General features: G+C 58.6%; 22 protein-coding genes and 1 pseudogene. 5 read left to right on the top strand and 18 right to left on the bottom strand.

The annotated features are described in order from the left end of the window. Positions 1–4: 4 nt before the first annotated feature. From eutB to maeB, 14 genes are all read right to left on the bottom strand, one after another. On the bottom strand, positions 5–1,366 hold the full coding sequence (gene eutB / locus IAE27_RS24455) for an ethanolamine ammonia-lyase subunit alpha (RefSeq protein WP_004104373.1): 1,362 nt from the start codon (positions 1,364–1,366) through the stop codon (positions 5–7). Between the two features lie 11 nt (positions 1,367–1,377). Beyond that, positions 1,378–2,781 carry an ethanolamine ammonia-lyase reactivating factor EutA gene (eutA, locus tag IAE27_RS24450; RefSeq protein ID WP_200092924.1) on the bottom strand — a complete coding sequence of 468 codons (1,404 nt, stop codon included), beginning with the start codon at positions 2,779–2,781 and terminating at the stop codon, positions 1,378–1,380. Next, positions 2,778–4,010: an ethanolamine utilization protein EutH gene (eutH, locus tag IAE27_RS24445; protein ID WP_004104378.1), complete on the bottom strand. Its 1,233-nt coding sequence runs from the start codon at positions 4,008–4,010 to the stop codon at positions 2,778–2,780. Before eutH ends, eutA begins: the two co-directional genes overlap by 4 nt. A gap of 216 nt (positions 4,011–4,226) precedes the next feature. Further along, on the bottom strand, positions 4,227–5,414 hold the full coding sequence (gene eutG, locus IAE27_RS24440) for an ethanolamine utilization ethanol dehydrogenase EutG (RefSeq protein ID WP_135800511.1): 1,188 nt from the start codon (positions 5,412–5,414) through the stop codon (positions 4,227–4,229). After that, positions 5,404–6,243 (bottom strand): ethanolamine utilization protein EutJ, encoded by an 840-nt coding sequence (gene eutJ, locus IAE27_RS24435; RefSeq protein WP_004104382.1) that lies wholly within the window; start codon positions 6,241–6,243, stop codon positions 5,404–5,406. The genes eutG and eutJ overlap by 11 nt, the downstream gene beginning before the upstream one ends. A 12-nt stretch (positions 6,244–6,255) precedes the next feature. Continuing rightward, entirely contained in the window at positions 6,256–7,659 is a 1,404-nt protein-coding gene (locus IAE27_RS24430) for an aldehyde dehydrogenase family protein (RefSeq protein ID WP_016809543.1), read from the bottom strand. Positions 7,660–7,670: 11 nt separating this feature from the next. Beyond that, positions 7,671–7,958, bottom strand: coding sequence for an ethanolamine utilization microcompartment protein EutN (eutN, locus tag IAE27_RS24425; RefSeq protein ID WP_004104386.1), 288 nt, complete (start codon positions 7,956–7,958; stop codon positions 7,671–7,673). A gap of 114 nt (positions 7,959–8,072) precedes the next feature. Continuing rightward, on the bottom strand, positions 8,073–8,363 hold the full coding sequence (eutM, locus tag IAE27_RS24420; protein WP_000387720.1) for an ethanolamine utilization microcompartment protein EutM: 291 nt from the start codon (positions 8,361–8,363) through the stop codon (positions 8,073–8,075). 41 nt (positions 8,364–8,404) lie between these two features. Next, entirely contained in the window at positions 8,405–9,421 is a 1,017-nt protein-coding gene (gene pta, locus IAE27_RS24415) for a phosphate acetyltransferase (RefSeq protein WP_004104391.1), read from the bottom strand. Continuing rightward, entirely contained in the window at positions 9,418–10,221 is an 804-nt protein-coding gene (eutT, locus tag IAE27_RS24410) for an ethanolamine utilization cob(I)yrinic acid a,c-diamide adenosyltransferase EutT (protein WP_154022307.1), read from the bottom strand. The genes pta and eutT overlap by 4 nt, the downstream gene beginning before the upstream one ends. Then, positions 10,218–10,910, bottom strand: a complete 693-nt coding sequence (gene eutQ / locus IAE27_RS24405) for an ethanolamine utilization acetate kinase EutQ (protein WP_108704701.1) — start codon at positions 10,908–10,910, stop codon at positions 10,218–10,220. Before eutQ ends, eutT begins: the two co-directional genes overlap by 4 nt. Next, complete coding sequence (gene eutP / locus IAE27_RS24400; RefSeq protein WP_154022308.1) at positions 10,888–11,367, bottom strand: ethanolamine utilization acetate kinase EutP; 480 nt, start codon at positions 11,365–11,367, stop codon at positions 10,888–10,890. The genes eutQ and eutP overlap by 23 nt, the downstream gene beginning before the upstream one ends. Before the next feature lie 12 nt (positions 11,368–11,379). Beyond that, positions 11,380–11,715, bottom strand: coding sequence for an ethanolamine utilization microcompartment protein EutS (eutS, locus tag IAE27_RS24395; RefSeq protein WP_004104395.1), 336 nt, complete (start codon positions 11,713–11,715; stop codon positions 11,380–11,382). A 159-nt stretch (positions 11,716–11,874) separates the two neighbouring features. Next, positions 11,875–14,154 carry an NADP-dependent oxaloacetate-decarboxylating malate dehydrogenase gene (gene maeB / locus IAE27_RS24390; RefSeq protein ID WP_004104396.1) on the bottom strand — a complete coding sequence of 760 codons (2,280 nt, stop codon included), beginning with the start codon at positions 14,152–14,154 and terminating at the stop codon, positions 11,875–11,877. A 289-nt stretch (positions 14,155–14,443) separates the two neighbouring features. On the opposite strand from maeB, the gene tkt reads away from it, so the two are divergent. Next, positions 14,444–16,438: a transketolase gene (gene tkt, locus IAE27_RS24385; RefSeq protein ID WP_154022309.1), complete on the top strand. Its 1,995-nt coding sequence runs from the start codon at positions 14,444–14,446 to the stop codon at positions 16,436–16,438. Here tkt and IAE27_RS24380 read toward each other — a convergent pair. The 3 genes and pseudogenes from IAE27_RS24380 to aegA form a co-directional block, all read right to left on the bottom strand. Continuing rightward, complete coding sequence (locus IAE27_RS24380; protein ID WP_049591727.1) at positions 16,407–17,474, bottom strand: DUF1176 domain-containing protein; 1,068 nt, start codon at positions 17,472–17,474, stop codon at positions 16,407–16,409. The two genes, tkt and IAE27_RS24380, sit on opposite strands and share 32 nt — an antisense overlap. Before the next feature lie 65 nt (positions 17,475–17,539). Continuing rightward, positions 17,540–18,137 (bottom strand): annotated as a pseudogene (gene nudK, locus IAE27_RS24375) (GDP-mannose pyrophosphatase NudK). Positions 18,138–18,195: 58 nt separating this feature from the next. After that, positions 18,196–20,160 carry a formate-dependent uric acid utilization protein AegA gene (gene aegA / locus IAE27_RS24370; RefSeq protein ID WP_154022310.1) on the bottom strand — a complete coding sequence of 655 codons (1,965 nt, stop codon included), beginning with the start codon at positions 20,158–20,160 and terminating at the stop codon, positions 18,196–18,198. 373 nt (positions 20,161–20,533) lie between these two features. Between aegA and acrD the strand changes: the two genes are divergently transcribed. After that, positions 20,534–23,647: a multidrug efflux RND transporter permease AcrD gene (gene acrD / locus IAE27_RS24365; RefSeq protein ID WP_154022311.1), complete on the top strand. Its 3,114-nt coding sequence runs from the start codon at positions 20,534–20,536 to the stop codon at positions 23,645–23,647. A gap of 136 nt (positions 23,648–23,783) precedes the next feature. Here the strand turns inward: acrD and ypfM are convergent, their stop codons facing one another. Further along, a complete protein-coding gene (gene ypfM, locus IAE27_RS24360) occupies positions 23,784–23,843 on the bottom strand; it encodes a protein YpfM (RefSeq protein ID WP_100181659.1) in 60 nt (19 codons plus the stop codon). Between the two features lie 386 nt (positions 23,844–24,229). Between ypfM and IAE27_RS24355 the strand changes: the two genes are divergently transcribed. Genes IAE27_RS24355 through IAE27_RS24345 form a run of 3 tightly spaced genes read left to right on the top strand, consistent with a single transcriptional unit; the run spans position 24,230 to position 25,945 of the window. Next, positions 24,230–24,583, top strand: a complete 354-nt coding sequence (locus IAE27_RS24355; protein WP_023321408.1) for an ArsC family reductase — start codon at positions 24,230–24,232, stop codon at positions 24,581–24,583. A gap of 3 nt (positions 24,584–24,586) precedes the next feature. Continuing rightward, a complete protein-coding gene (gene dapE / locus IAE27_RS24350) occupies positions 24,587–25,714 on the top strand; it encodes a succinyl-diaminopimelate desuccinylase (protein WP_004853076.1) in 1,128 nt (375 codons plus the stop codon). 27 nt (positions 25,715–25,741) lie between these two features. Then, positions 25,742–25,945 carry a YpfN family protein gene (locus tag IAE27_RS24345; protein ID WP_049095255.1) on the top strand — a complete coding sequence of 68 codons (204 nt, stop codon included), beginning with the start codon at positions 25,742–25,744 and terminating at the stop codon, positions 25,943–25,945. Positions 25,946–26,209 lie beyond the last annotated feature (264 nt).

Below are 26,209 nucleotides of genomic sequence, written 5' to 3'. Positions count from 1 at the left end.
GTCATCAAAAGAACAGTGACGGATCGCCCGCCCGTTGGGTCAGACGACCGTTTGCCATAATGCCCATGGTTTCCAGCCAGCGTTCGAACTCCGGAGACGGCCGTAGATTCAGCAGCTGACGGACGGTGGCAGTATCGTGAAACGCGGTGGTCTGATAGTTGAGCATGATGTCGTCGCCGAGCGGCATGCCCATGATGTAGTTGCAACCGGCGGTGGCGAGCAGAATCATCAGGTTTTCATTGAGATTCTGATCGGCGTCAGCATGGTTGGTGTAGCAGCAGTCGCAGCCCATCGAGATGCCGCTCAGCTTGCCCATAAAGTGATCTTCGAGACCGGCGCGAATAATCTGCCGGTCGTTATAGAGGTACTCCGGCCCGATAAAGCCCACCACCGTATTGACGAGGAACGGATCGTAGTGCCGCGCCAGGCCATAGTTGCGCGCCTCCATCGTCACCTGATCGGCGCCGAAGTTCGCGCCAGCCGACAGCGCCGAGCCCTGCCCGGTTTCAAAGTAGAGGCAGTTTTCTCCGGCGATACGGTTGAACTCGGCGCCGACCGCCCGCGCTTCATCGAGCATCGCCAGCTCCACGCCGAACTCTTTTAACCCCTTTTCGCTGCCGCAGATGCTCTGGAAAATAAGCCCTCCCGGCGCGCCGCGGCGGATCGCTTCAATCTGGGTAGTGACGTGCGCCAGCACGCAGCCCTGAGTCGGGATATTAAACTTGTCGATAACGCCGTAGACGGTATCGAGGACGCGGGTCAGGTTCTCCACGTCATCGGTCACCGGGTTAACGCCGATCACCGCATCGCCCGCGCCGAACGAGAGCCCTTCGTAGATTTGCGCCGCAATGCTCTGCACGTCATCGCGGGTATCGTTCGGCTGCAGGCGACAGCTAAAGGTGCCCGGCAGGCCGATGGTGGTGTTGGCTTTTTTAATCACCGGCATTTTCTTTGCGCCGTAGATCAGGTCGGCGTTGGAACAGACCTTCGCCACCGCCGCCACCACTTCTGAGGTTAGCCCTTTGCGCACAAACGCAATATCGTCGCTGGTGACTTCATCGTTGAGCACGTATTCGCGCAGGTCGCTGATGGTCCAGTTTTTAATCCGCTGATAAGCGGTTTCGTTGACATCGTCCTGAATCAGGCGCGTCACGCAGTCCTCTTCATAAGGGATCACCGGGTTATTACGAATATCGGCGACCGTCATATCGGAGAGCACCTGCTTCGCCGCTACGCGCTGCTGCGAACTTTCTGCCGCCACGCCCGCCAGCACATCCCCCGAACGCAGTTCGTTGGCTTTAGCCAGCACCTCTTTTACATCCTTAAACTGATAAACATTGCCGAACAATGTGGTCTTTAATTTCATAAGTCGTTCCCTCAGGAAGGAAATGCGAGTGATTTCACCGTCACCGGCACAACCGATCCGCCAAAAAGAGGCGTACCAATGTCGATATAGTCCCCCGCCCGTACGCTCACCTCATCGATGACCGCCAGCGGGAGTTGTTGCAGCTGCGGGCGCAGCAGCATGCCCAGCGCTTTGCCAAAGTCCTGCTCGGCCACCACCAGCAGGGGATGTGGATTGGGAAAGCGCGCGACAAAAGCCAGTAGCGCGTCAATCACCACCAGCAGGGCGGCGTAGCGCACCGGCAACGAAGCAGGAAGCGCCAGCACGTAAGCATCCGATCCCGGATCCAGATCGAGCTGCAGCAGCGCCTGCTGCCAGGCGCTCAGCAGATCGGATTCATCAAGCGGGATCGCCACCGGCAGATTGCGCAGCGGGAGCTGAACCCCTTCCAGCCAGATGGTGCTGCCGGAAAGGGAGAGCGTATGCGCACCGGCGCCAATCACCGTGGCGCGCACGGTTTGCGCCGGAAACTGCACGTTCATCTCCCGCAGCCGCGGATGCTCGTGCAGCGCCGTGGCCAGCAGCGGTCCGATATCCGCAAAACAGAACGGGTCAACAGGCTGGTTGCGGTAGCACTCGCCCACTCCGCCGGAAAGGGTAATCACCTCGGGTACCGCGCCTGCGGGCAGCAGGCCGGTTTGCATCAGCCGTTGCGCCAGCGGAGAGAGCGTGCCGTCGATAACTTCGACGATCAGATCCGCCATCCGACGCGCTACCTGCGCTAACTGCGAAGCACTCAACGCGCGCGCATCGACGCCTGCGCCAAAAACCTCATCGACGATCATTTGCCCCGGCTGATGGGCATAAACCACCCGTCCCTGGCCGTCGGTCTCCAGCAAGCGTCCGCCAACGTTCAGGCAGGCGGTGGCGCTGACTTTTCCCGCTTCAAATAGCGCGTAATTTGAGGTACCGCCGCCGATATCAATGTTCAGCACCCGGCACATCCGCTGTTCAGAAAGGGTTTGCGCCCCGGCGCCGTGACCGGCAATCACCGATTCCAGATGCGGCCCGGCGCTGGCCACCACAAAGTCACCCAGCGACTGCGAGAGCGCCATCACCGCCGCCCTTGCGTTGCGGGTTTTCGCGCTTTCGCCGGTGATAATGATCGCCCCGGAGTCCACCGATTCTGGGGCAACCTCTGCGGCCTGATACTGCGCCAGAATCAGCGCCTTGAGTTCGTCCTCCTTCAGACCGCCCTGTTTATCAACCGGGGTAAAGAAGACCGGGCTTTGCCAGCTAATTTCGCGTTTGATGAATTCGTAGCGCGGCACCTGCGACACCGCCGCACGGTTAACCAGCTCAAGGCGGGAGAAGATCACCTGAGTGGTGGTGGTGCCGATATCGATGCCGACGCTCAGCAGCTGGCGAGTTTTCACGATTGCGTCTCCGCTTCGGTGGTCGCCGCCGCCGGTGCGTTTTCATCTTTCGGCACCAGCAGCATCGCCACGCCAATGGCGGTAACGCCGCCGATCAGCTTGCCGACGATCATCGGGAAGATCATGGCGTTCATGTTGGCGGCGGCGAAGCCTAAATGGTCGCCCAGCGCGAAAGCGGCGGAGACGGAGAACGCGCAGTTAATGACTTTGCCGCGAGTATCCATCTGTTTCATCATGCCGAACATCGGGATGTTGTTGGCCAGCGTCGCCACCATGCCTCCGGCGGCCATATTATTGATTTTCAGCAGATTACCGACGCGCATCAGCGGCTTTTCAAACCAGCGAGTCAGCAGCAGCACCATCGGATAAGCGCCGAGCAGCACGCAGGATATCGATCCAATGACTTCAATGGCGCGCATCACCTCGCCGGGCTGGTCGCCGGGAGCCATAAAGATCGGATCAAGCCCCGGGATCAGATCCCAGCCCAGCAGGAACTTGATGACCGCTGCCGCCAGGCCGATGGTGATCAGCGCCACCAGAAATTTGGCGAAGATCTGGAAGCCGTTGATCATTTTTTCAGGAATAAACTTCAGCCCCAGCGCGACCAGCACCGCGACGATAAGCACCGGGATCATATTCATCAGGATCAGCGCGAAGGTAAACTCTACCGGCTGACCGTTAATCTCCACGCCGGAGTACATGGCCACCAGGCCGCCGGCGATACAGCCGATCGGAATCGTAACGATCCCGGCCAACACGCCCAGCGCCAGGTAGCGGCGGTCAGAGGGTTCGATGATTCCGAGCGCGACCGGAATGGAGAACACCAGCGTCGGCCCCATCATCGCCCCGAGGATCAGGCCGGAATAGAGCCACGCCGCCACGTCGCCGCCCGCCAGCTCTTTGGCGAGGAAGAAGCCGCCCATATCGCAGGCCAGCAGCGTGCCGGCAAACATCGACGGGTTGGCGCCGAGCATTTCATACAGCGGAATAATCACCGGCCCGAGCAGGTGCGCCAGTACCGGCGCCAGCGCGGTCATCCCGACCATCGCCAGGCCCAGCGCCCCCATCGCCATAAACCCCTCTTCGAACTGGCCGCCGGAGCCCTCAATGCTTTTACCAAACTTGCCGAGAAAGCGCGCCGAGCCGCCAAACTGCGACAGGATCCTGTCCACGGCGGCAATCAGCATAAAGAACATCATGATGTACATGATGATTTCGTTAATTCCCATAGCCCTTACTCCCTGTCATTCGTTATGTGTAAAGACGTCCCATGGGCATACAACCAACGCCAGGACGGTAGCCCGGCATCGCCTTCGGGAAATTCTGTAACGTTTTGCGCACTTCTCCCGGGGGCGGCGCTTTGCGCCTTGCCCGGGCTACGGGCTGGTAGCCCGGACAGACGCGCAGCGTCGCCTCCGGGATAATCAGCCGGGGTTAACGCCGCATCAGTGCGCCGCCGCGTACAGATCGATAATCTGCTCCCGGCTGGCGGTGCGTGGATTAGTGCGCAGACAAATGTCCTCCTGCGCCGCCTGCGCCCATGCGCTGAAATGTTCAGCCATCGCGCCGGCATCCGAGAGTCGTTTGCTCAGGCCCACTTCAGCGATCAGCTCGCGTACGGCGGCGATAGCCTCTCGATCGTCGGTTTTCTTGCCGGTTAACGCCCGGCCGATTTGGCTGAAACGCTCGCGGCGCACCATGCGGTTAAACTCCATCACCATCGGCAGCAGCATGGCGTTGGCCTGGCCGTGCGGAATATGCAGCGCTGCGCCAGGCTGATGCGCCATCGCATGACATAAGCCCAGACCCGCGCTGGAAAAGGCCATCCCCGCCATACAGGAAGCCAGCAGCATACTTTCGCGCGCGGCAAGATCCTGGCCGTAGCCAACGGCCTTCGGCAGCGACCGGCCGATCATCGCTATCGCGCCAATCGCCAGGCTGTCGGTGAAGGGCGTCGCGTTGAGCGCGCTGTATGCCTCAACGGCGTGGGTCAGCGCGTCAATCCCGGTCATTGCCGTCACCTGTGGCGGAACGCCTTCGGTCAGGGCGGCGTCGAGAATCGCCACGTCCGGCATGAGCGAGGCATGGGCCAGCACTTGCTTACGCCCGCTGACTGCATCGATAATCACCGTCACGTTGGTGGTTTCCGAGCCGGTTCCGGCGGTGGTCGGCACCGCAATCAGCGGCAGACGCGGGCGCAGTACGCTGCTTTCCGTCATCGCGCTTAATGTCTGCTCCGGGTTGGTGACTAACAGCGCGACCGCTTTCGCCGCGTCCAGCACCGAACCGCCGCCAAAGGCCACCACGCCGTCGCACTTCGACTCGCGCAGCTGCGCCACCGCCGCGCAGACGTCGGTAATGCACGGTTCTCCCGGCGGACAGGGCCAGACGGTCATCGTCACCCCTTTCATTGCCAGGCTGCGAGCAAGCCCGGCGGTCATTCCCGCCTGATGCAGGAAACTATCGACCATCACCAGCAGATGGCTTAGGCCCCGCGCTTGCGCCTCCTGTCCGCAGGCGCTCAGCGCGCCGAGGCCGCACAGCGTTACCGGCGGCACGCTGAAGGTTTTCACCCGCTGTAGATTCAGGGTATCGAACGCCTGAAAGAGCGCCGTCTGCAGTTCAGCTTGCATAGATTCCCTCCGCTTTCTCTCTTCCGCTGCTGGCTATCGCCAGCGGGGTCATAAACAGGCTGTGCTGCGGTAAATGCACCCGTAATTCCGGGAAGCGTTTGCGAAACAGCGCGTCCACGCCCGGTTGCATACAGGAGCCGCCCGCCAGCCATAAATCGGCAATGCCATGTCCTTCAATATGGTGAGCAACGATCTCCGCCATTTTTTCGTACACCGGCTTCACCACAGGCCAGATCTCCTGCGCGTTGCTGCGCTTGTACTGCTCCGCCTCTTCCAGCGGGATGCGACGATTTCCGGCGAGGGTCAGAGAGATATGGTGGCCGCCGGTCGCTTCATCGGCGGAGTAGGTCACCAGACCCTGCTTAACGATGGCGATGCCGGTGGTACCGCCGCCAATATCCACCACGCCGGCGTTATCAAGCTGCAGCAGATCCGCCACCGCGGTCGGTTCATCCAGCACGTGGCTAACTTCCAGGCCGGCAGATTCGAGTACGTTGATCGAAATACGCGGGTCGGTACCCGGTGGAAAAGAGGTCGCCGCATGGGTGAAGCGGCAGCCGAGCTGCTGTTCAAGAACGTCGAGATGGCGGCGCACGAGGGTAACGGCGCCGAAGAAATCCCAGACGATGCCGTCGCGCACGACGTCAGCCCAGTCCAGGCACACTGCAACCGGCTGGCCATCGCCATCGACCACCATCGACACGACATCGCAGGTGCCTAAATCCACGCCCAGCCACAGCGGCGAACCGCTGTTCGCAGGCGTCTGGTTACACAGGGCCGCGGCTTTTTGTAGCCTGGGAGTGAGCCAACGTTGTTCGTCGTGCGCCATCTCTTTCACTCCTTATACGATGCGGAACGCATCCACCAGCACGCAGCGACGCAGACGGACAAAGGTACGTGCGCTGGTTACCCCCTCCCCGGTCGGCGTAGTGATGGTCATGGTGGTCCAGCCCTCTCCGCCCAGCCCGAGCCCGGCAATGCACGGCCCGTTTTTGACGAAAATGCTGGTATCAATGGCGTTGGCCATCTGATTCATGTTGTCGATATTGCGCGAGTGCATCGCCGCCGTATGGTGGCAGCCGCCTTCCAGCTGTACCGCCAGCGCGATAGCGTCATTGACGCTGGCCACCCGTACGACAGGGAGTACCGGCATCATCAGTTCAGTCACGGCAAACGGATGGCTGGCCGGCGTTTCAACAAACAGCAGGCGCGTCTGCGGCGGAACGCTCAAGCCAATAGCGGCGGCAATCTTGCTCGCGTCACGTCCCACCCAGTCACGGCTGACCGTACCTTTGCCGCGCTCATCGATATTCTTCAGCAGCACCGGCTGAAGCTGCTCGGCCTGGGCCGCGCTGAGCTTCACCGCCTGCTGGCCTTCCATCAGGCGCATCAGCTCGTCGGCGACGCTATCGACGACAATCAGCACCTTTTCGTCAGCGCAGATAATGTTGTTATCAAACGAGGCGCCTTTGACGATGGACTGCGCGGCGCGCGCCAGATCGGCCGTTTCGTCGACCACTACCGGCGGGTTACCGGCCCCGGCGGCAATCAGACGTTTATTGGTATGCTTGCGTGCGGACTCCACCACCGCTTCGCCGCCGGTGACCACCAGCAGACCAATGCCGGGGTACTTAAACAGCCGCTGGGCCGTTTCGATATCCGGGTTCGCCACGGTGACCAGCAGATTGGCCGGACCGCCCGCGGCAATTACCGCCTGGTTGAGCAGCATAATCGCCCGTTGAGAGACTCTTTTCGCCGCCGGATGCGGGGCGAACACCACGCTGTTGCCCGCGGCAATCAGGCTGATAGCGTTATTAATCACCGTCGCCGCCGGGTTGGTGGAGGGGGTGACCGAGGCCACCACGCCCCACGGCGCGTTTTCAATCAGCGTCAGGCCGTTATCGCCGGTCAGCACCTGCGGGGAGAGACATTCGACGCCCGGCGTGCCGCGCGCCTGGGCCACGTTTTTGGCAAATTTATCTTCAACGCGTCCCATGCCGGTTTCGCTGACGGCAAGCTCCGCTAATTCTCTGGCATGTTTTTCGCCTGCCTCACGAATGGCGTGAATCGCCAGCTGGCGCATCGCCACGCTTTTCAGCCCCTGCTGAGCCACCTTTGCCGCCGCGACGGCGTCATCAAGGGAGGCAAAGACGCCCATCTCATGAACGGCGCTGTCCGGCTGGCTGCTGTCCTTCATTTTCAGCAGTACGGCTTTCACCACCTGTTCAATATCCTGTTGGTTCATGATGTTCAGTCCTATTTATGGAAAATCACCTGGCCGCCGGCCACCGCTTCATCGACGATACCGATGACGCACAAATCCACAGGAGACGCGTCGCTGCGGTGTGCCTGTCGCGCCGAGCTGCCGCTGACCAGCAGCACCCATTCGCCGGGCCCTGCGCCGATGCTGTCGATGGCGACGGCGCACTGTCCGTCGGGCTTGCCCGCAGCATCAATCATCTCCACCATCAGCAGCTTGTCGTGCGCCAGCCCCTGATGGCGAACGGTGCAGACAATTTGTCCCGTGACGACTGCCAGTTTCATACCCGCCTCCCTGGATTGCGTGGTGAGTCATGGGCCGGATAAGCGCAGCGCCATCAGGCAATGGCGCGCGTTAATGCCGAAGGACAACCCCGGCGCGCCTTATCCGGCTAACCATCAGATGTTGCTGTCGCCTTTGAAACTGATGGGGAACACCTCCTCCAGATCGCCGTGCGGACGCGGAATCACGTGCACTGAGACCAGCTCGCCGATACGCTGCGCCGCAGCGGCGCCGGCATCGGTAGCGGCCTTGCACGCCGCCACGTCGCCGCGCACCATCGCGGTGACCAGTCCGCCGCCAATCTGCTTCACGCCAACCAGCTTCACGCGCGCGGCTTTTACCATCGCATCAGAGGCCTCAATCAGCGCAACCAGGCCCCGGGTTTCAATCATTCCTAATGCTTCCATTGTGTTTTCCTCTTGCGTAAGGGGGTCCAGAACGGGACCGTTCATTCAACCTGCATGGGTAAGCGGCAATCGCTGCTTACGTCACTCCGGCGCGGCACGGCTGCCACTAACGCCAGTTCGATAATTTCCTGCACGCTACAGCCTCGGGAGAGGTCATGGAGCGGTGCGGCCAGCCCCTGAATCAGCGGCCCGATCGCACGATAGCCGCCCAGACGCTGGGCGATTTTGTAGCCGATGTTGCCCGCCTCCAGCGATGGAAAAACCATCACATTGGCCCGTCCCTGCAGCGGACTGTCGGGCGCTTTTTGCGCGGCGACCTCCGGCACGAAGGCGGCGTCAAACTGCAGTTCGCCATCCACCATCAGCTGCGGAGCGCGCTGACGCACGATCTCTGTGGCCTGCTGTACGTTGGCGACGTTGGGGTGGCGGGCGCTGCCGTTGCTGGAAAACGACAGCATCGCCACCCGCGGCTCCTCGCCGGTAATCGCCTGCCATGTCTCAGCGCTGGCGATAGCGATATCCGCCAGTTGCGCCGCCGTCGGCTGCGGCACCACGCTGCAGTCGGCAAATCCCAGCGCCGGTCCGACGTACTGCGGCAGCATCAGAAAGATCGACGACAGCGTTTTGCAGCCAGGCTGAAGGCCAATAATGCGCAATCCGGCGCGCAGTACGTTCGCCGTCGAGGAGAGATTGCCGGCAATACACACGTCGGCCTTTCCGGCGCTGACCATGGCGGCGGCGAACATCAGCGGGTCGTTGAGTTTTTCCTCCGCGTCCGGCGGCGTTTTTTCCCCGGCCCGATCCAGCCAGCGCCGGGCAAAGGCGGCGCGCATTTGCCGGTTGCTGTACGGATCGACAATCTGCATTCCGTCCATCGGCAACCGGTGGCTGAGGGCGAACTGGCGCAGAGCAAAAGGGCTGGCGATCAAAATCGGCTTTGCCAGCCCCTGCTGCTGCAGGTAGTGCGCCGCTTTAAGAACGCGAATGTCCAGGGCATCCGGAAACACCACCCGGGCGGGCGAACGCAAAGCCAGTTGACGCGCGCGTTGAATAATCATTGCTCCCCTCCCAGGCGTTGTTGGATCTGGCTGACGGTTAGCGGATGGTTTGCCACGCATAAAATCATCATCACGTAGACTGTGCTGGAGAGGCGGTTGAGCGCCTGCAGAATGTCCGGACGTAAGACCTCAAAGCTGCGGGTAATAAAGACCTGGGCGGCGATCGTTTCCGTCTCCCGAACCCGGGTGCGCAGCAGATTGAGCAAGGCGGCATCGCGGCCGTGAGAGGCTTCAGGCACCAGATGATCGTGGCCGAGATAGCGCAGCGGCTGGTGGGAAAGGCGATGCAGTTCATCCTCGTTCAGGCCGACGATGGACTGTGCCGCCAGCGGTTCATCCATAGCGTCGGCGCGCATAATATTGCCCAGACGCGAGCGGATATCCGCCAGCCAGGGCTGCCATGGCTCCGCCAGTTCAATTTGCAGCCATACCGCCAGGGCGATGGTGGCGTCGAGCGCGGCGCGAAAGCCCAGGCGCGGATCGCTTTTAGCGACCATTTTGTCCGCCGTCAGATGGGTCAGGGTGTCCGGTTTTTTTTCGACCGGCTGGCGGCACAGTTCGCAGCAGGCCTGCGGATGTGTGTCGCTGCTGGTTAAACCGTGTACCGGCTGCGGCTGCTGCGCGTCGTCATCGACAAACAGGCTTCCCTGCTCATCGAGAAACTTAATGCGCAGACGGCGGCTCTCCAGCAGTTCCCGGGCCGAAGGCGTCAGACGAACGTCGGCGGGCAGATGAATTTCTGCCCCTTCGCTGAGCGTATGGTTCGCTCTGAGCCAGGCTTCGGTAATAAAATCTTTCATAGCGATTGCCAGTTCGCAGGCCAGGCGACGTACAGGAAGCGCACGGTCGATGGCGTGCCGAATTCAATGCTGGAGCCTTTCGGGATAAACATCACATCGCCGGCTTTGGCCACCATGGTTTCACCTTCATGGCGTACGTGGAGTTCTCCCTCCAGCACCATGTCGACTTCGTCATAGTTCAGCGTCCATGGGAAAAAGGCGTTTTCCCACTGCATAAATCCGGCGGCCATACTGCTACCGTCCTGCTCGGTGACTAAATCCGTTAAGCCGACGCAGTGCGGCTCCGCGCCGTCGAAGCGGCCAAATTTCACGCTGCTGCCGTCAATAACTTTGACGCCGCCTTTACCGGTGACCGCCTTAAAGCTGGGCTGCATATCGCCCAGCGCCAGCGACTGTTTTTCTTTCATCACCTTGTCCATCAGCTGCGCGACCAGGCTTTCGGTAAACTGCCCTTCCGGCAGCTGGGCAATAATGGTTTCGCGAATGCGCTGGATTTCGGTTTTGCCCTCCTCCACCGGTACCGCCGCTTCTGGCGCGGACTCATCGCACTCTTTGATGGCGACGCCCAGCAGCTCCGCGACTTCACGAGCTTCCGGGGTGATGATGCTGGCGCGCAGCACAACCGATATATCCTCTTCACCTCGCGCGTGGGCCGCACGAATATCGTTAGCTGTGATTAGTTTCTTCACCTGCCCCTTCCTCCTTTTGGCTGAACTCACTCAAGTAATTCACCAGCTGCTCTACGCTTTGCGGGTCGTGAGCGTTGAGCGCGAAAATTGGCTCCTGAAACCCCATCTCGTACAGCAGTTGCCGCACCGCGGCGACGTTAGCGTCCGGCATGTCCGTTTTGCTAATCGCGGCGATATGGCGTTTATTCGCCCCAATATCCAGTAACCCGGCGGGTAGACGACTTTCGGTATCATTTGCCGCGTGGACATAAATCAGCGTATCGACATCCTGCAGCGTGGTAATTAATGCGTGATACCAGCGAGGATGACTAAAATATTCTCCTGGGGTGTCGATATCGCCTTTTTCATTAAATTCCACGGCCTGCGTTTTTCTCGCGAGGGAATAATTCCCGTGCAGCGCATTAAATAGCGTTGTTTTTCCCGCGCCCACCGTACCGACAAATGCAATACGCTTCATCGCAGCCTCTAATTAGCTTTTAGTTAACTCGCAGAGGGTGTAATTTAATAATCGACCAAGCCCGCTAACCGTCTGAATCAGCGCCTCTTCAACCGCTCCCACTGAGCCGTAAATCACCAGCGCGCCGCTAAACCTGTCGAGAAAACCGATATGCACATCGGCGGCTTTCATCGCTAAATCACCGGCGATCATGGCGGTTTCGCCAGGGGTTAAGGTCATAATGCCGATAGCGCCGGATTCGGGAACGCCGATCTTTTTCGCCAGTTCTGCCCCAGGGTGCGCAATAAGGTGCGCCAGCGTCACCTGCTTGCCGGGGACAAACTCCTGAATGATGCGTTCTTTATCCATAACTCACCGCTCCGCTAAAACTTGCGCTTATCGTGACAAGTTTCCGCTGGAGTAAATAACAAAATTCGGCAAGTTGATTTGAAAGGTGAGATAGATCACTTATAAACAGAAATAAAAAAGCGCGGGAGAATTCCCGCGCCTGAATTAATTAAATGATAATTACAGCGGCTGAGTTTGCGCTTCAACAACCGCCAGCGCGACCATATTCACGATACGCCGTACCGACGCAATTGGCGTCAGGATATGTACCGGCTTTGCGACACCCATTAGCACAGGCCCCACGGTCACGCCTTCCGAACTGGAAACGCGAAGTAAGTTGTAACTAATACGGGCCGCTTCCATATTCGGCATCACCAGGATATTGGCTGAACCTTTCAGCGGGCTGTCCGGCATCCGCTCATTGCGAATGCTTTCCACCAGCGCGGCATCGCCGTGCATTTCGCCATCGATCATCAAATCCGGCGCCTGCGTCTTCACCAGCTCCAGCGCCTGGCGCATTTTGCTGGCGGACGGGCAGTCCGAAGAACCAAAGTTCGAGTGCGAAAGCAGCGCTACCCGCGGCTCAATCCCGAATCGACGAACGGTTTCTGCCGCCATCAGGGTGATTTCGGCAATTTGCTCCGGCGACGGATCGTGGTTAACGTAGGTGTCAGCGATAAAGGTGTTGCCGCTCGGCAGCAGCAGCGCATTCATCGCCCCTGCCGCATGAACCCCTTCGCGGTAGCCAAACAGCGGCTGTATTACGCTGTAGTGCTCGTGATAGTCGCCAATGGTGCCGCAGATCAACGCATCGGCTTCGCCGCGCTGCACCATGATCGCGCCGATGACCGTGGTATTGCTGATCACCGCCCGCTGCGCCTGCTCCTGGGTGATCCCGCGGCGCTTCATCAGGTTGTAATACTCGTTCCAGTACTCTTTAAAGCGCGGATCGGATTCGTTATTCACGATCTCAAAATCAACGCCGGCTTTGATCTGCAGCCCCAGCTTCTGAATACGCATCTCAATGACGCCGGGCCGGCCGATAAGGATCGGTTTCGCCAGCCCCAGGGAGACCAGTTCCTGAGTCGCGTGCAGCACGCGGGTATCTTCGCCTTCCGCCAGCACCACCCGCTTCGGCTCTTTGCGCGCCTGCGAGAAAATCGGCTTCATGAACAGATTCGTTTTGTAGACAAACTCGCTGAGCTTCTCGATGTAGGCATCAAAATCGGCGATTGGGCGCGTTGCGACGCCGGAGTCCATCGCCGCTTTCGCCACCGCCGGAGCAATCTTGACGATCAGCCGCGGGTCGAACGGCTTCGGAATGATATATTCCGCGCCGAAGCTCAGGTCCTGATCGCCGTAGGCGGAGGCCACCACTTCGCTCTGTTCTGCGTGAGCCAGTTCGGCAATCGCATGCACCGCCGCCAGCTTCATCTCTTCGTTAATCGCCGTTGCGCCGACGTCCAGCGCGCCGCGGAAGATGAACGGGAAGCACAGCACGTTGTTCACCTGGTTCGGATAGTCGGAGCGGCCGGTGCAGATAATGGCGTCGGAGCGCACCTCTTTCGCCAGCGGCGGCAGAATTTCCGGCTCAGGGTTAGCCAGCGCCAGAATCATCGGCGCGCGGGCCATCTTTTTAACCATTTCCTGGGTCAGCACTTTCGGGCCCGAGCAGCCGAGGAAAATATCCGCCCCGTCAATCACATCATCCAGCGTACGTTTGCCGCTGTCTTCTACCGCATAGGCCGCTTTCGTCTCCGCCATATTCGGCTCACGGCCCTTATAGATAACCCCTTTCGAGTCGCAGACCACAATGTTGTGTTTCTGCATTCCCAGCGCTACCAGCAGGTTCATACAGGCAATCGCCGCCGCGCCCGCGCCTGATACGACCATCCGCACGTCGGAGATATTTTTCTCCACCACCCGCAGACCGTTCAGAATCGCCGCGGTACTGATAATCGCCGTCCCGTGCTGATCGTCATGGAAGACCGGAATATTCATGCGCTCGCGCAGCTTCTGCTCAATGTAGAAGCACTCCGGCGCTTTGATATCTTCGAGGTTGATACCGCCGAAGGTCGGCTCCAGCGCTGCAACGACGTTGATAAATTTGTCCGGGTCAAGCTCATCGACTTCAATATCGAATACATCGATACCGGCGAATTTTTTAAACAGAACGCCTTTACCTTCCATTACCGGCTTACCGGCCAGCGCGCCGATATTGCCCAGTCCCAGCACCGCCGTGCCGTTGGACACCACCGCCACAAGGTTGCCGCGGGCGGTATATTTATAGGCTGCCAGCGGATCCTTCTCGATTTCCAGACAGGGGGCGGCGACACCCGGCGAGTAGGCCAGAGCCAGATCGCGTTGGGTAGCAAGCGGTTTTGTCGGGGAGACCTGGATTTTTCCGGGGACCGGGAATTCGTGGAAATCAAGGGCGCTTTGTTTTAACTGCTCATCCATTTTATCGTTCCTTTCACGTATCGATCGTAGGGGGTGAAACGTAATGGCGTACCTGGTGTTCACCCTAAAGGGCTACCTAGTATCTCGCCTGACGGCTTCGTAAACTTTGAACACCGCCATACTCTCGCCATAACAAAGTTATGTTTGTTATCGATTTATAATGTTTATGTAACTTAGATTCGGAGGCAATGATAGCCCCGTCTGCTATGCTTTTTAGTTATGCAACTCATCACCCTCTCTATCCTAAACCAATAAAAACTCATGCAACTCATTGTTTCAGGAGCACATTATGTCCCGTAGAGAACTAGCCAACGCCATCCGCGCCCTGAGTATGGATGCAGTACAGAAAGCCAACTCCGGCCACCCTGGCGCGCCAATGGGTATGGCCGATATCGCCGAGGTGCTGTGGAACGATTTCCTTAAGCACAATCCTGAAGACCCAAAATGGTACGACCGCGACCGCTTTATTCTCTCCAACGGTCACGCATCAATGCTGCTCTACAGCCTGCTGCATCTGACGGGCTACGACCTGCCCATCGAAGAGATAAAAAACTTCCGTCAGCTGCATTCAAAAACCCCGGGTCACCCGGAGATTGGCTATACGCCGGGAGTGGAAACCACCACCGGTCCGCTGGGGCAAGGACTGGCAAATGCCGTGGGTCTGGCTATCGCCGAGCGCACGCTGGCGGCGCAGTTTAACCAGCCGGAACACGAAATTGTCGATCACTTCACCTACGTGTTTATGGGCGATGGCTGCCTGATGGAGGGGATTTCTCATGAAGTGTGTTCCCTGGCGGGGACGTTAGGACTGGGCAAGCTGATCGGCTTCTACGACCACAACGGCATTTCCATTGATGGTGAAACCAAAGGCTGGTTTACCGATGACACGGCAAAACGCTTTGAGGCCTATCACTGGCATGTGGTGCATGAAATTGACGGCCACGACCCCGAAGCCGTGAAGAAAGCGATTCTGGAAGCCCAGAGCGTGAAGGACAAACCCTCGCTGATTATCTGCCGTACGGTGATAGGCTTCGGTTCGCCGAATAAAGCCGGGAAAGAAGAGGCCCACGGCGCCGCGCTGGGGGAACAGGAAGTGGCGCTGGCGCGTCAGAAACTCGGCTGGCATCACCCGGCGTTTGAGATCCCGAAAGAGATTTACCGGGCCTGGGATGCGCGTGGAAAAGGGCAAAAGGCGCAGAAAAGCTGGCAGGAGAAGTTTGCTGCGTATCAGCAGGCCCATCCGCAGCTGGCGGCGGAGTTTACGCGGCGCATGAGCGGCGGACTGCCTGAGTCGTGGGATGAAACGACGCAGAAGTATATCGCCGATCTGCAGGCTAACCCGGCGAAAATCGCCACCCGTAAGGCTTCGCAAAATGCCCTCGATGCCTACGGCCCGCACCTGCCGGAACTGCTGGGCGGCTCCGCCGACCTCGCGCCCAGCAACCTGACCATCTGGAAAGGGTCAACTTCGCTGAAAGAGGATCCAGCGGGTAACTATATCCACTACGGCGTTCGTGAATTCGGGATGACGGCCATCGCCAACGGCATCGCGCATCACGGCGGGTTTGTGCCCTATACCGCCACCTTCCTGATGTTCGTCGAATATGCCCGCAACGCGGCGCGTATGGCGGCGTTGATGAAAGCGCGGCAAATCATGGTCTATACCCACGACTCCATCGGTCTCGGCGAAGATGGCCCGACGCACCAGGCGGTCGAACAGCTGGCCAGCCTGCGCCTGACGCCAAATTTCAGCACCTGGCGACCGTGCGATCAGGTAGAAGCCGCGGTGGCGTGGAAGCTGGCGGTAGAGCGCCATAGCGGACCGACGGCGCTGATCCTCTCCAGGCAAAATCTGGCGCAAATGGCGCGCACGCCGGAGCAGGTACAGAATATCGCCCGCGGCGGCTACGTGCTGAAGGACGCAGGCGGCAAGCCGGACCTGATCCTGATAGCCACCGGTTCGGAAGTCGAGATAACCGTGCTGGCGGCGGAGAAGCTGCTGGCCAAAGGGGTGAACGTGCGCGTGGTTTCCCTGCCATCGACCGATGTCTTTGATGCGCAGGATGAGGCGTATCGGGAATCCGTCCTGCCCTCGGACGTCAGCGCCCGCATCGCCGTCGAAGCCGGCATCGCCGACTACTGGTATAAATACGTGGGGCTAAAAGGAAAAATCGTCGGTATGACCGGCTATGGCGAATCTGCGCCGGCCGATAAGCTCTTCCCTTACTTCGGCTTTACCGTTGAGCATATCGTCAGCGTAGCGGATGAGCTACAGAACGGGTAACCCATAGCGTGGGCCAGGCGTCTGGCCCCTGCCAGTTATCGCACTGCGGCTGCTGCGCGTAGCGTACCAGACTAAACCGCTGGCCGTCATAGCGCCAGCGCGTTTGGATACCGCAATCGCCGGGTGCGCGCCCTTTATCGAGGGTCACCAGTTCCTGATGCCGATCGTCGTAGCTGGCGTTCACCAGCTCGACGTCACGCGGCGCATCGCCGGGTGGCTGGAAGGGCAGCGTGAGTCGTACCGGGTGAGCAATATATGGCCGCTGGCGCGAAACCAGCCAGGCCAGCCAAATGGTATTATAGGCGCCCGCTTCGCAGCTGGTCATCAGCAGGACCTTCTCGTCGGTCAGCGCGGACACCCGTACCTCGCGGCGAAACGGATCCAGCGAACAGGCGCTGCTGTTCATGCGCTCATTGCCATAATCCATCAGATCGTTAAGTTCATCGCGGCTCAGGGGCGACTGCGCCCCCTCCATTTTCACCACCGATCGCAGCGCCGGCGCAGGCGGTACGCTGAGCGGTGGCTCTTCCCCCTTGCCGACCCATGCGGTCTCGCTCCCCACCCGCTTTTGCCGGCTATCAATAAACAGCAGGGCGGCTTTGAGCCCCTGCAGAGAAACAGTCTGGAGACCCTTTTCAAGCGTGATGGTCTGCGCGTTTTGCACTTGCTGCAGGAATGCGTCAATGGTGACGTTATCGTCAGTTTTCAGCAGTTTGTCGGCAATCTGCCAGTGTGTATCGCTCAAGGCCAGGGGTTTGCCATCGAGCTGAAGCCGGGGCGCTATCGGCGCCAGCGCCGCCACCGGGTTGCCCACGCCTCCCAGCTCAATACGCAGGCTGGCGCTGGTTGCCGCTCCGGCGCTGCGGGTAAGGGTCATCACCAGGCCGTGGTGTAGCCCGACGTTGCGGGCTACGCAGAAGTTCTGATTGTTGCAGGTCACCTGCCAGTCGCTGAAGAGCTGTTGCGCCGGCGCCGCCCGCACCAGCGATGCCGGCAGCAAACCGCAAAGCAGAAACAAAATAACCCGATACCACATGAGCGGCACAACCCCGATGAACACGCCATAAACAGCGGCTATGTTCGCCAGCGGCGAGGTTTTACTCAATCGGATTTATCAGAGATCCCCGTTCATCAGCCCGGAGTTTTGCAAATATTGCAGCAGGATCACCGCTTTGCCGTCGCGGATTTCCCCGTTGGCCATCATCTCCAGCGCCCGATGATAAGAGAGCTCCAGCACCTCGATCTCTTCATCATCAACGCCGCCACCGTCGTTGGCCCGCTGGGTATCGTTATATTCGGCAATAAAGAAATGGATAAGCTCGGTGACGCCGCCGGGCGACATAAACAGTTCAAACAGTTTGCGCACTTCGCCGACTTCGAAGCCGGTCTCTTCAATGGCTTCTTTACGCACGCACGCCTCCGGCTCGTCGCTGTCCAGCAGCCCGGCGCAGGTTTCGATCAACATCCCGTCTTCGTTGCCGTTTACCCAGGTCGCGATGCGGAACTGGCGAACCAGCACGACGGTCTGCTTATGGCGGTTATACAGCAAGATGGTCGCACCGTTGCCGCGATCGTAGACTTCGCGTTTATGGCGAACCACGCTGCCGTCGCTGCGCGTCAGCTCATAGGTCATGTTGCGCAAAACGAACCAGTTTTCGGAGAGGATTTTATCTTTGATAATGTTGATATTGAGTGACATACGGGCCCCACAGCGTGAAATAACGATGTCATACTACGCTGCGGAACCCGCTTTGTCGTTAGTGAAGCGGAATCGATTTAACCTCGAGGAAGTCCATGATCCCCTGCGCCGCGTGGCGGCCTTCCGCCATTGCAGTTACCACCAGATCGGCGCCGCGCACCGCATCGCCGCCGGCAAACACCTTACGATGAGTGGTCTGGTAACGATAGCGACTTTCCACATTGGCCTTAATTCGGCCGCGGCTGTCGAGCTTCACGCCCACCGATTCCAGCCACGGCATGCCGTGCGGATGGAAACCGAAGGCCATAATCACCGCATCGGCGGGCATCACGAACTCGCTTCCGGGGATTGGCGAAGGGCTTCGGCGTCCCTGTGCATCCGGCGCGCCAAGCTGGGTTCGCAGGAAGCGCACGCCGTTGACGTGCCCCTCTTCGTTCAGCTCCAGGGTGACCGGCTGGACGTTAAATTCAAATAATGCCCCCTCTTCGCGCGCGTTTTTCACCTCTTTCTTCGAACCGGGCATGTTGGCTTCATCGCGACGATAGGCGCAGGTGACCTGCTTTGCGCCGTGGCGCAGCGCGGTGCGCACGCAGTCCATCGCCGTATCGCCGCCGCCGAGTACCACGACGTTCAGCCCCTCGGTATTGACGTAAGGCTCTTCCGGCAGCTCCAGCAGCCCCATAACCTGTTTAGTATTCGCGATCAGAAACGGCAGCGCATCGTAAACGCCGGGCGCGTCTTCATTCGGCAGATCCGCTTTCATGGAGCGATAGGTACCTGCGCCAATAAATACCGCATCATATTCATCAAGCAGCGTCGTCAGCGGAATATCCTTGCCTATTTCGCAGTTCAGCTCAAAGCGCACGCCCATCCGGGTGAAGATTTCACGCCGCCGGGCAAGCAGGGATTTATCCAGCTTGAAAGCCGGAATGCCAAAGGTCAGCAGGCCGCCGATTTCCGGATGGCGGTCAAACACCACCGGGCTTACGCCGTTGCGCACCAGCCGGTCGGCGCAGGCGAGACCGGCTGGACCGGCGCCGATAATCGCCACCCGCTTACCGCTGTTCACGACCTGCGAAAGATCCGGCCGCCAGCCGTTGGCCAGCGCCTGGTCGGAGATATAGCGTTCAATGTTGCCGATAGTCACCGAACCGTGCTCATCGCGCAGCGTGCAGGCCCCTTCGCACAGGCGGTCCTGCGGGCAGACGCGACCGGTTATTTCCGGCAGGCAGTTGGTCTGATGAGAAAGCTCAACGGCGGCGGCGATATCCCCCTCTTTCACCCGCTCAATCCACTGCGGAATATGGTTGTGCAGCGGGCAGGTCCATTCACAAATGCTGTGTTCGCCGCATTTCAGGCAGCGTTCCGCCTCGCGATTGGCCTGTCCGGCGCTGAACGGAAGATAAATTTCGGCAAAATTGGCCTTACGCGCTGCGGCGGATAGCTTGTCGGGCTCGCCACGCGGCGGCGTCGCGGCCATCTGTGCGACTTTCCCGGCGGAGCAAGATGCCATCGGGGCACCGGGGTGACCCAGACGCGCCGCGCGCTGACGCCGCTGTTTCGCCAGATTCATCAGCGTGCTGTCCGTCGCCAGCTCCAGCGCCCCGGCCGGGCAGTTTTGCACGCAGGCGGGCCCCTCTTCGCGACCGTAACACAAATCGCACTTATGCGCCGTCGCTTTGACTCTGCCCTCCTGTACCGGCGTCAGGACGATTTGCATCACGCCAAACGGGCAGGCAACCATACAGGATTTACAGCCGATGCATTTTTCCTGATTCACCTGGACGCTGCCGTTAAGCTGGCTGATGGCGTCATTTGGACAACTGCGGGCGCACGGCGCGCCTTCACAGTGGTGACAGGTTACTGCGTTACGCTTTTGCTCATTTTTGATAACCGTAATGCGCGGCAAAAAACGCTGCGGGGTCAATACATGCTGCTCATCGTTATGCGCCATGACGCAGGCAACTTCACAAGCCTTGCATCCGATGCACTTATGACTATCGCTTAAAATAAAGTGGTTCATGACATCCTTCAGTCTTATTGGTGAATAACCCCTCAATTCGCATGACTATCTATTACCCGACAAGGCGGGGCTGGAACAATGTGCAATTGCACAGGTCGCCGATTTTTTGGTAATAACCCGAGTTGGATCAATTTTTTTGACTTAAATGAAATTACGTTTTATTTAGCTAAGTGATAATAGGCCGCGTCTGCGGCGACGGGCAGAAAGGATGACGTCGGTAGAGGGAGAAGGACGGTTCTTTACGCTGCCATAAAAGGCACACGATAAATTACACTATCTCCTTATTTTCTCCACGATTGCCTGCGCCCTTGCCGCTAGAGTGTCACAGGCTCTGCAATAACAAAAAAATGTGCAAAATGAGGTCCTAATTCTGATGGCGAATTTTTTTATCGATCGCCCCATTTTTGCGTGGGTTCTGGCAATCCTGTTATGCCTGACCGGTGCGCTCGCAATTTTGTCGCTTCCCGTTGAGCAATATCCCGAACTTGCCCCTCCTAACGTCAGGATCGCAGCAAACTATCCCGGGGCCTCGGCACAAACGCTGGAAAATACCGTTACCCAGGTTATCGAGCAGAATATGACCGGCCTCGACAATCTGATGTACATGTCATCCCAGAGCAGCGGCACCGGGCAAGCCACCGTGACGCTAAGCTTTACCGCCGGTACCGATCCGGACGAAGCCGTCCAGCAGGTGCAGAACCAGCTGCAGTCGGCGATGCGTAAACTCCCGCAGGCCGTCCAGAACCAGGGCGTGACGGTGCGTAAAACCGGGGACACCAACATCCTGACGATTGCGTTCGTCTCTACCGATGGCAGCATGGATAAACAGGATATCGCCGACTACGTCGCCAGTAACATTCAGGACCCGCTCAGCCGGGTAAACGGCGTCGGCGACATTGACGCCTATGGTTCCCAGTATTCGATGCGTATCTGGCTCGATCCGGCCAAACTCAACAGTTTTCAGATGACGGCAAAAGACGTCACCGATGCCATCTCTTCACAGAACGCGCAGATTGCCGTCGGCCAGCTGGGCGGTACGCCTTCGGTAGATAAACAGGCGCTCAACGCAACGATTAATTCGCAATCGCTGTTACAAACCCCGGAACAGTTCCGCAATATCACCCTTCGGGTTAATCAGGACGGCTCGGAAGTTACCCTTGGCGACGTCGCGACCGTGGAAATGGGAGCGGAGAAATACGATTACCTCAGCCGCTACAACCGCCAGGCGGCTTCCGGGCTAGGGGTTAAGCTGGCCTCTGGCGCAAACGAAATGGCGACCGCCGAACGCGTCATCAGCCGTCTGAACGAGCTGTCGCAATACTTCCCGCATGGTCTGGAATATAAAGTCGCTTACGAAACCACCTCATTCGTTAAGGCGTCGATTACCGACGTGGTGAAAACGCTGCTCGAAGCCATCGCGCTGGTGTTCCTCGTCATGTATCTGTTCTTACAGAACTTCCGCGCGACATTGATCCCAACCATCGCCGTTCCGGTGGTGCTAATGGGGACTTTCGCCGTCCTCTACGCCTGCGGCTACAGCATCAACACCTTGACCATGTTTGCGGTGGTGCTGGCGATAGGCCTGCTGGTGGACGACGCCATCGTGGTGGTGGAAAACGTCGAGCGTATCATGAGCGAGGAGGGCCTCTCGCCGCGTGAAGCGACGCGAAAATCGATGGGGCAAATTCAGGGTGCGCTGGTCGGTATCGCCATGGTCCTATCGGCAGTATTCGTGCCAATGGCCTTCTTCGGCGGCACCACCGGCGCGATTTATCGTCAGTTCTCGATCACCATCGTCTCGGCAATGGTGCTGTCGGTTCTGGTGGCGATGATCCTTACCCCGGCGCTGTGCGCCACGCTGCTCAAACCGGTGCATAAAGGCGAAACCCACGGGCAACGGGGTTTCTTTGGCTGGTTTAACCGCACGTTTAACCGCAACGCCAGCCGCTATGAAACCGCCGTCGGCAAAATTCTTCACCGTTCGCTGCGCTGGATAATGATCTACGTCCTGCTGCTGGGGGGGATGGTGTTTCTGTTCCTGCATCTGCCAACGTCATTCCTGCCGCTGGAAGACCGCGGCATGTTTACCACGTCGGTGCAATTGCCCAGCGGTTCGACCCAGCAGCAAACCCTGAAGGTGGTCCAGCAGGCGGAAGACTATTTCCTGAAAAACGAAAAACAAAACGTCGAATCGGTGTTCGCCACCATCGGCTCCGGCCCCGGCGGCAACGGACAGAACGTAGCGCGTATGTTCGTTCGCCTGAAGGACTGGGACCAACGCGATCCTACAACCGGTTCCTCTTTCGCTATCATCGAACGCGCAACCAAAGCGTTTAACAAAATAAAAGAAGCTCGCGTCTTTGCCAGCAGCCCGCCGGCCATCAGCGGCCTGGGCAGTTCCGCCGGTTTCGATATGGAACTGGAAGACCATGCGGGCAATGGACACGAAGCGCTGATGGCCGCTCGCGATACCTTACTGGAACTGGCCGCTAAAAATAACCAGCTGACCCGCGTTCGCCACAACGGCCTTGACGATAGCCCGCAGCTACAGGTGGATATCGATCAGCGCAAAGCCCAGGCGCTGGGCGTCTCCATCGATGATATCAACGACACCCTCCAGACCGCGTGGGGGTCAAGCTACGTCAACGACTTTATGGACCGCGGCCGCGTGAAGAAGGTCTATGTTCAGGCGGCCGCGCCGTATCGCATGCTGCCAGACGACATTAATCTGTGGTACGTACGCAACAGCAGCGGCACGATGGTGCCCTTCTCCGCTTTCGCCACCTCCCGCTGGGAGACCGGTTCGCCGCGTCTGGAGCGCTACAACGGCTATTCAGCGGTAGAAATCGTCGGTGAAGCCGCGCCGGGCGTCAGTACCGGTACCGCGATGACAATTATGGAAGAGCTGGCCCGCCAGCTGCCAAACGGCTTTGGCCTTGAATGGACGGCGATGTCGTATCAGGAGCGCCTCTCCGGCGCGCAGGCTCCGGCGCTGTACGCCATTTCGCTGCTGGTCGTGTTCCTGTGCCTGGCGGCGCTGTACGAAAGCTGGTCGGTGCCGTTCTCGGTGATGCTGGTGGTGCCGCTGGGGGTCATCGGCGCCCTGCTGGCGACCTGGATGCGCGGTCTGGAAAACGATGTCTACTTCCAGGTGGGACTGCTGACGGTGATCGGTCTGTCGGCGAAGAACGCCATTCTCATCGTCGAATTTGCCAATGAGCTGAATCAGAAAGGCGAGGACCTGCTTACCGCCACGCTCTCCGCCTGTCGCCAGCGTCTGCGGCCGATCCTGATGACCTCGCTGGCGTTTATCTTCGGCGTGCTGCCGATGGCCACCAGTACCGGTGCGGGTTCCGGCAGTCAGCATGCCGTTGGCACCGGGGTCATGGGCGGGATGATTTCAGCCACGGTGCTGGCAATCTTCTTCGTACCGCTGTTTTTCGTGCTGGTGCGTCGTCGCTTCCCGCTCAAGGAACGGCCGCAATAATCAGGATGCGCCCTGGCGATATGTCGCCGGGGCCAAATAACAGAAAAGGCGACCGGATGTGTCGCCTTTTTGATGTGGTCGCTTCAACTGCATTATTATTCTGCCTGTGAAATCGCCATGCTTTTATTGCGGAAATCTATTTACGAAGCATGCCTTCGATAAAGTCTTTCCAGTTCCCCAGTTCATGTTCAATCATAATAGCCTCTCTTATTATTATGGGTGATTTTATGCAAATTCATTGATGGTTAAAAGCGCGTTTGCGCTATCGTTCTGATAACTCTAATTACCCCCTGCGGAATGATTTCTTTCGTTCGTAAGTACTATGACCCGATTCCGGGCATTTTAATGTGACCGACAGCAACAATTAGCAACATTTGTTCATCAGCCAGAAGCGCCTGGCGCCGCCTTATGACCAGCACTGGTCACGGCCAGTCGCTCAAAAAACAGCCAGAATGTAACGTTAAATATCTCTGGCGGGGAAAAAACGATATTTATTAATGTAATTCACGTATTATTTATTCAGGGTTTATATATTCGGAAGATTCTTAGCTAATCGTTTAATTCAACGGAAAAGGTTTAATCATGCTCACCATGTACGGGATAAAAAACTGCGACACCATTAAAAAGGCCCGCCGCTGGCTGGAAGCCCAACAGATAGAATATCGCTTTCATGATTATCGTGTTGATGGCCTGGATCGCAATTTATTAGACACCTTTATTGCCGAGCTCGGCTGGGAAGCGCTGCTCAATACTCGCGGTACGACCTGGCGCAAGCTGGACGAAACGGTTCGCACCGGTATCAATAACGCCGACGCTGCGGCGAAACTGATGCTGGAAATGCCGGCAATCATCAAACGCCCATTGCTCTGCGCGCCCGGTCAGCCTATGCTGCTGGGTTTCAGTGAATCAAGTTATCAGCAGTTTAACGAGGTGTAGTCTATGTCTTGCCCGGTCATTGAGCTGGCTCAGCAGCTTATTCGCCGCCCTTCCCTCAGCCCCGATGATGCGGGATGCCAGGCGTTAATGATTGAACGTCTGCGTGCGATTGGCTTTACCGTTGAACCGATGGATTTCGGGGATACCCAAAACTTCTGGGCCTGGCGCGGGCGCGGGGAAACGCTGGCGTTTGCCGGCCATACCGATGTCGTTCCGTCAGGCGACGCCGATCGCTGGATTAATCCCCCCTTTGAACCCACCATTCGCGACGGCATGCTGTTTGGCCGCGGCGCCGCAGATATGAAAGGCTCGCTCGCGGCGATGGTGGTCGCGGCAGAACGCTTTGTGGCTCAGTATCCGAATCATAAAGGTCGTCTGGCCTTCCTGATCACTTCAGATGAAGAGGCCAGCGCCAAAAACGGTACCGTAAAGGTTGTTGAAGCGCTGATGGCGCGCAATGAGCGCCTGGATTATTGCCTGGTCGGCGAACCGTCCAGCACCGAAGTCGTCGGCGATGTCGTCAAAAACGGCCGTCGCGGCTCGCTGACCTGCAACCTGACCATTCACGGCGTGCAGGGGCACGTGGCCTATCCGCATCTCGCCGATAACCCGGTTCACCGCGCCGCCCCGATGCTGGCGGAGCTGGTGAACATCGAATGGGATAAGGGCAACGAATTCTTTCCGCCGACCAGTATGCAAATCGCTAACGTGCAGTCCGGGACCGGCAGCAACAACGTCATTCCCGGCGACATGTTCGTCCAGTTCAACTTCCGCTTTAGCACCGAGCTGACCGATGAAATGATTAAAGCGCGCGTCGTGGCGCTGCTGGAGAAATACGCGCTGCGCTACAGCGTGGACTGGTGGCTCTCGGGGCAACCGTTCCTGACCAGCCGCGGTAAGCTGGTTGATGCGGTGGTTAACGCTATTGAGCACTATAATGAAATAAAACCGCAGCTGCTGACTAACGGCGGCACGTCCGACGGGCGCTTTATCGCGCGTATGGGCGCGCAGGTGGTTGAACTGGGGCCAGTGAATGCCACCATTCATAAAATAAACGAGTGTGTGAATGCCGCCGATCTCCAGCTACTGGCGCGGATGTATCAACGCATTATGGAGCAGCTGGTCGCCTGACGGCATCAATAGAGAAGAGGTAAGCGCATGGATTGGCTATCGAAGTACTGGTGGGTCCTGGTGTTGGTATTTTTGGTGGGCGTGATGATCAACGTGATTAAAGATCTTACCCGCGTTGATCATAAAAAATTTCTCAACAATAAACCAGAGCTGCCGCCGCACCGCGACTTCAATGATAAGTGGGATGACGATGACGACTGGCCGAAGAACGACCCGTCAAAGAAGAAGTAAAATCTTGTTTTTGTAAGGTTTTCCCGGTAGCGCATCGCTGAGGAGGCAACGGGTTTACAGCCTATCTGTGGGTCAAGTAGCCCGGACAGATACGCAGCATCGCCTCCGGGAAATGATTCCACTCTGCTCCCTTTCCCCGGGGGCGGCGCTTAACGCGCCTTGCCCGGGCTACGGGTTTACAGCCCGGCTGCGGGCCGGTAGCCCGGACAGATGCGCAGCATCGCCTCCGGGAAATGATTCCACTCTGCTCCCTTTCCCCGGGGG

Source organism: Klebsiella sp. S69 (genome assembly GCF_016516145.1).
Classification (GTDB): Bacteria; Pseudomonadota; Gammaproteobacteria; order Enterobacterales; family Enterobacteriaceae; genus Klebsiella; species Klebsiella oxytoca.
This window is presented reverse-complemented; position numbering and strand designations above follow the sequence as displayed.

Excerpts from the sequence above, each read along its gene's own strand:
- eutB (WP_004104373.1), bottom strand. The coding sequence starts at position 1,366 with ATGAAATTAAAGACCACATTGTTCGGCAATGTTTATCAGTTTAAGGAT.
- eutH (WP_004104378.1), bottom strand. The coding sequence starts at position 4,010 with ATGGGAATTAACGAAATCATCATGTACATCATGATGTTCTTTATGCTG.
- eutG (WP_135800511.1), bottom strand. The coding sequence starts at position 5,414 with ATGCAAGCTGAACTGCAGACGGCGCTCTTTCAGGCGTTCGATACCCTG.
- eutJ (WP_004104382.1), bottom strand. The coding sequence starts at position 6,243 with ATGGCGCACGACGAACAACGTTGGCTCACTCCCAGGCTACAAAAAGCC.
- IAE27_RS24430 (WP_016809543.1), bottom strand. The coding sequence starts at position 7,659 with ATGAACCAACAGGATATTGAACAGGTGGTGAAAGCCGTACTGCTGAAA.
- eutN (WP_004104386.1), bottom strand. The coding sequence starts at position 7,958 with ATGAAACTGGCAGTCGTCACGGGACAAATTGTCTGCACCGTTCGCCAT.
- eutM (WP_000387720.1), bottom strand. The coding sequence starts at position 8,363 with ATGGAAGCATTAGGAATGATTGAAACCCGGGGCCTGGTTGCGCTGATT.
- pta (WP_004104391.1), bottom strand. The coding sequence starts at position 9,421 with ATGATTATTCAACGCGCGCGTCAACTGGCTTTGCGTTCGCCCGCCCGG.
- eutT (WP_154022307.1), bottom strand. The coding sequence starts at position 10,221 with ATGAAAGATTTTATTACCGAAGCCTGGCTCAGAGCGAACCATACGCTC.
- eutP (WP_154022308.1), bottom strand. The coding sequence starts at position 11,367 with ATGAAGCGTATTGCATTTGTCGGTACGGTGGGCGCGGGAAAAACAACG.
- eutS (WP_004104395.1), bottom strand. The coding sequence starts at position 11,715 with ATGGATAAAGAACGCATCATTCAGGAGTTTGTCCCCGGCAAGCAGGTG.
- maeB (WP_004104396.1), bottom strand. The coding sequence starts at position 14,154 with ATGGATGAGCAGTTAAAACAAAGCGCCCTTGATTTCCACGAATTCCCG.
- tkt (WP_154022309.1), top strand. The coding sequence starts at position 14,444 with ATGTCCCGTAGAGAACTAGCCAACGCCATCCGCGCCCTGAGTATGGAT.
- IAE27_RS24380 (WP_049591727.1), bottom strand. The coding sequence starts at position 17,474 with ATGTGGTATCGGGTTATTTTGTTTCTGCTTTGCGGTTTGCTGCCGGCA.
- aegA (WP_154022310.1), bottom strand. The coding sequence starts at position 20,160 with ATGAACCACTTTATTTTAAGCGATAGTCATAAGTGCATCGGATGCAAG.
- acrD (WP_154022311.1), top strand. The coding sequence starts at position 20,534 with ATGGCGAATTTTTTTATCGATCGCCCCATTTTTGCGTGGGTTCTGGCA.
- IAE27_RS24355 (WP_023321408.1), top strand. The coding sequence starts at position 24,230 with ATGCTCACCATGTACGGGATAAAAAACTGCGACACCATTAAAAAGGCC.
- dapE (WP_004853076.1), top strand. The coding sequence starts at position 24,587 with ATGTCTTGCCCGGTCATTGAGCTGGCTCAGCAGCTTATTCGCCGCCCT.
- IAE27_RS24345 (WP_049095255.1), top strand. The coding sequence starts at position 25,742 with ATGGATTGGCTATCGAAGTACTGGTGGGTCCTGGTGTTGGTATTTTTG.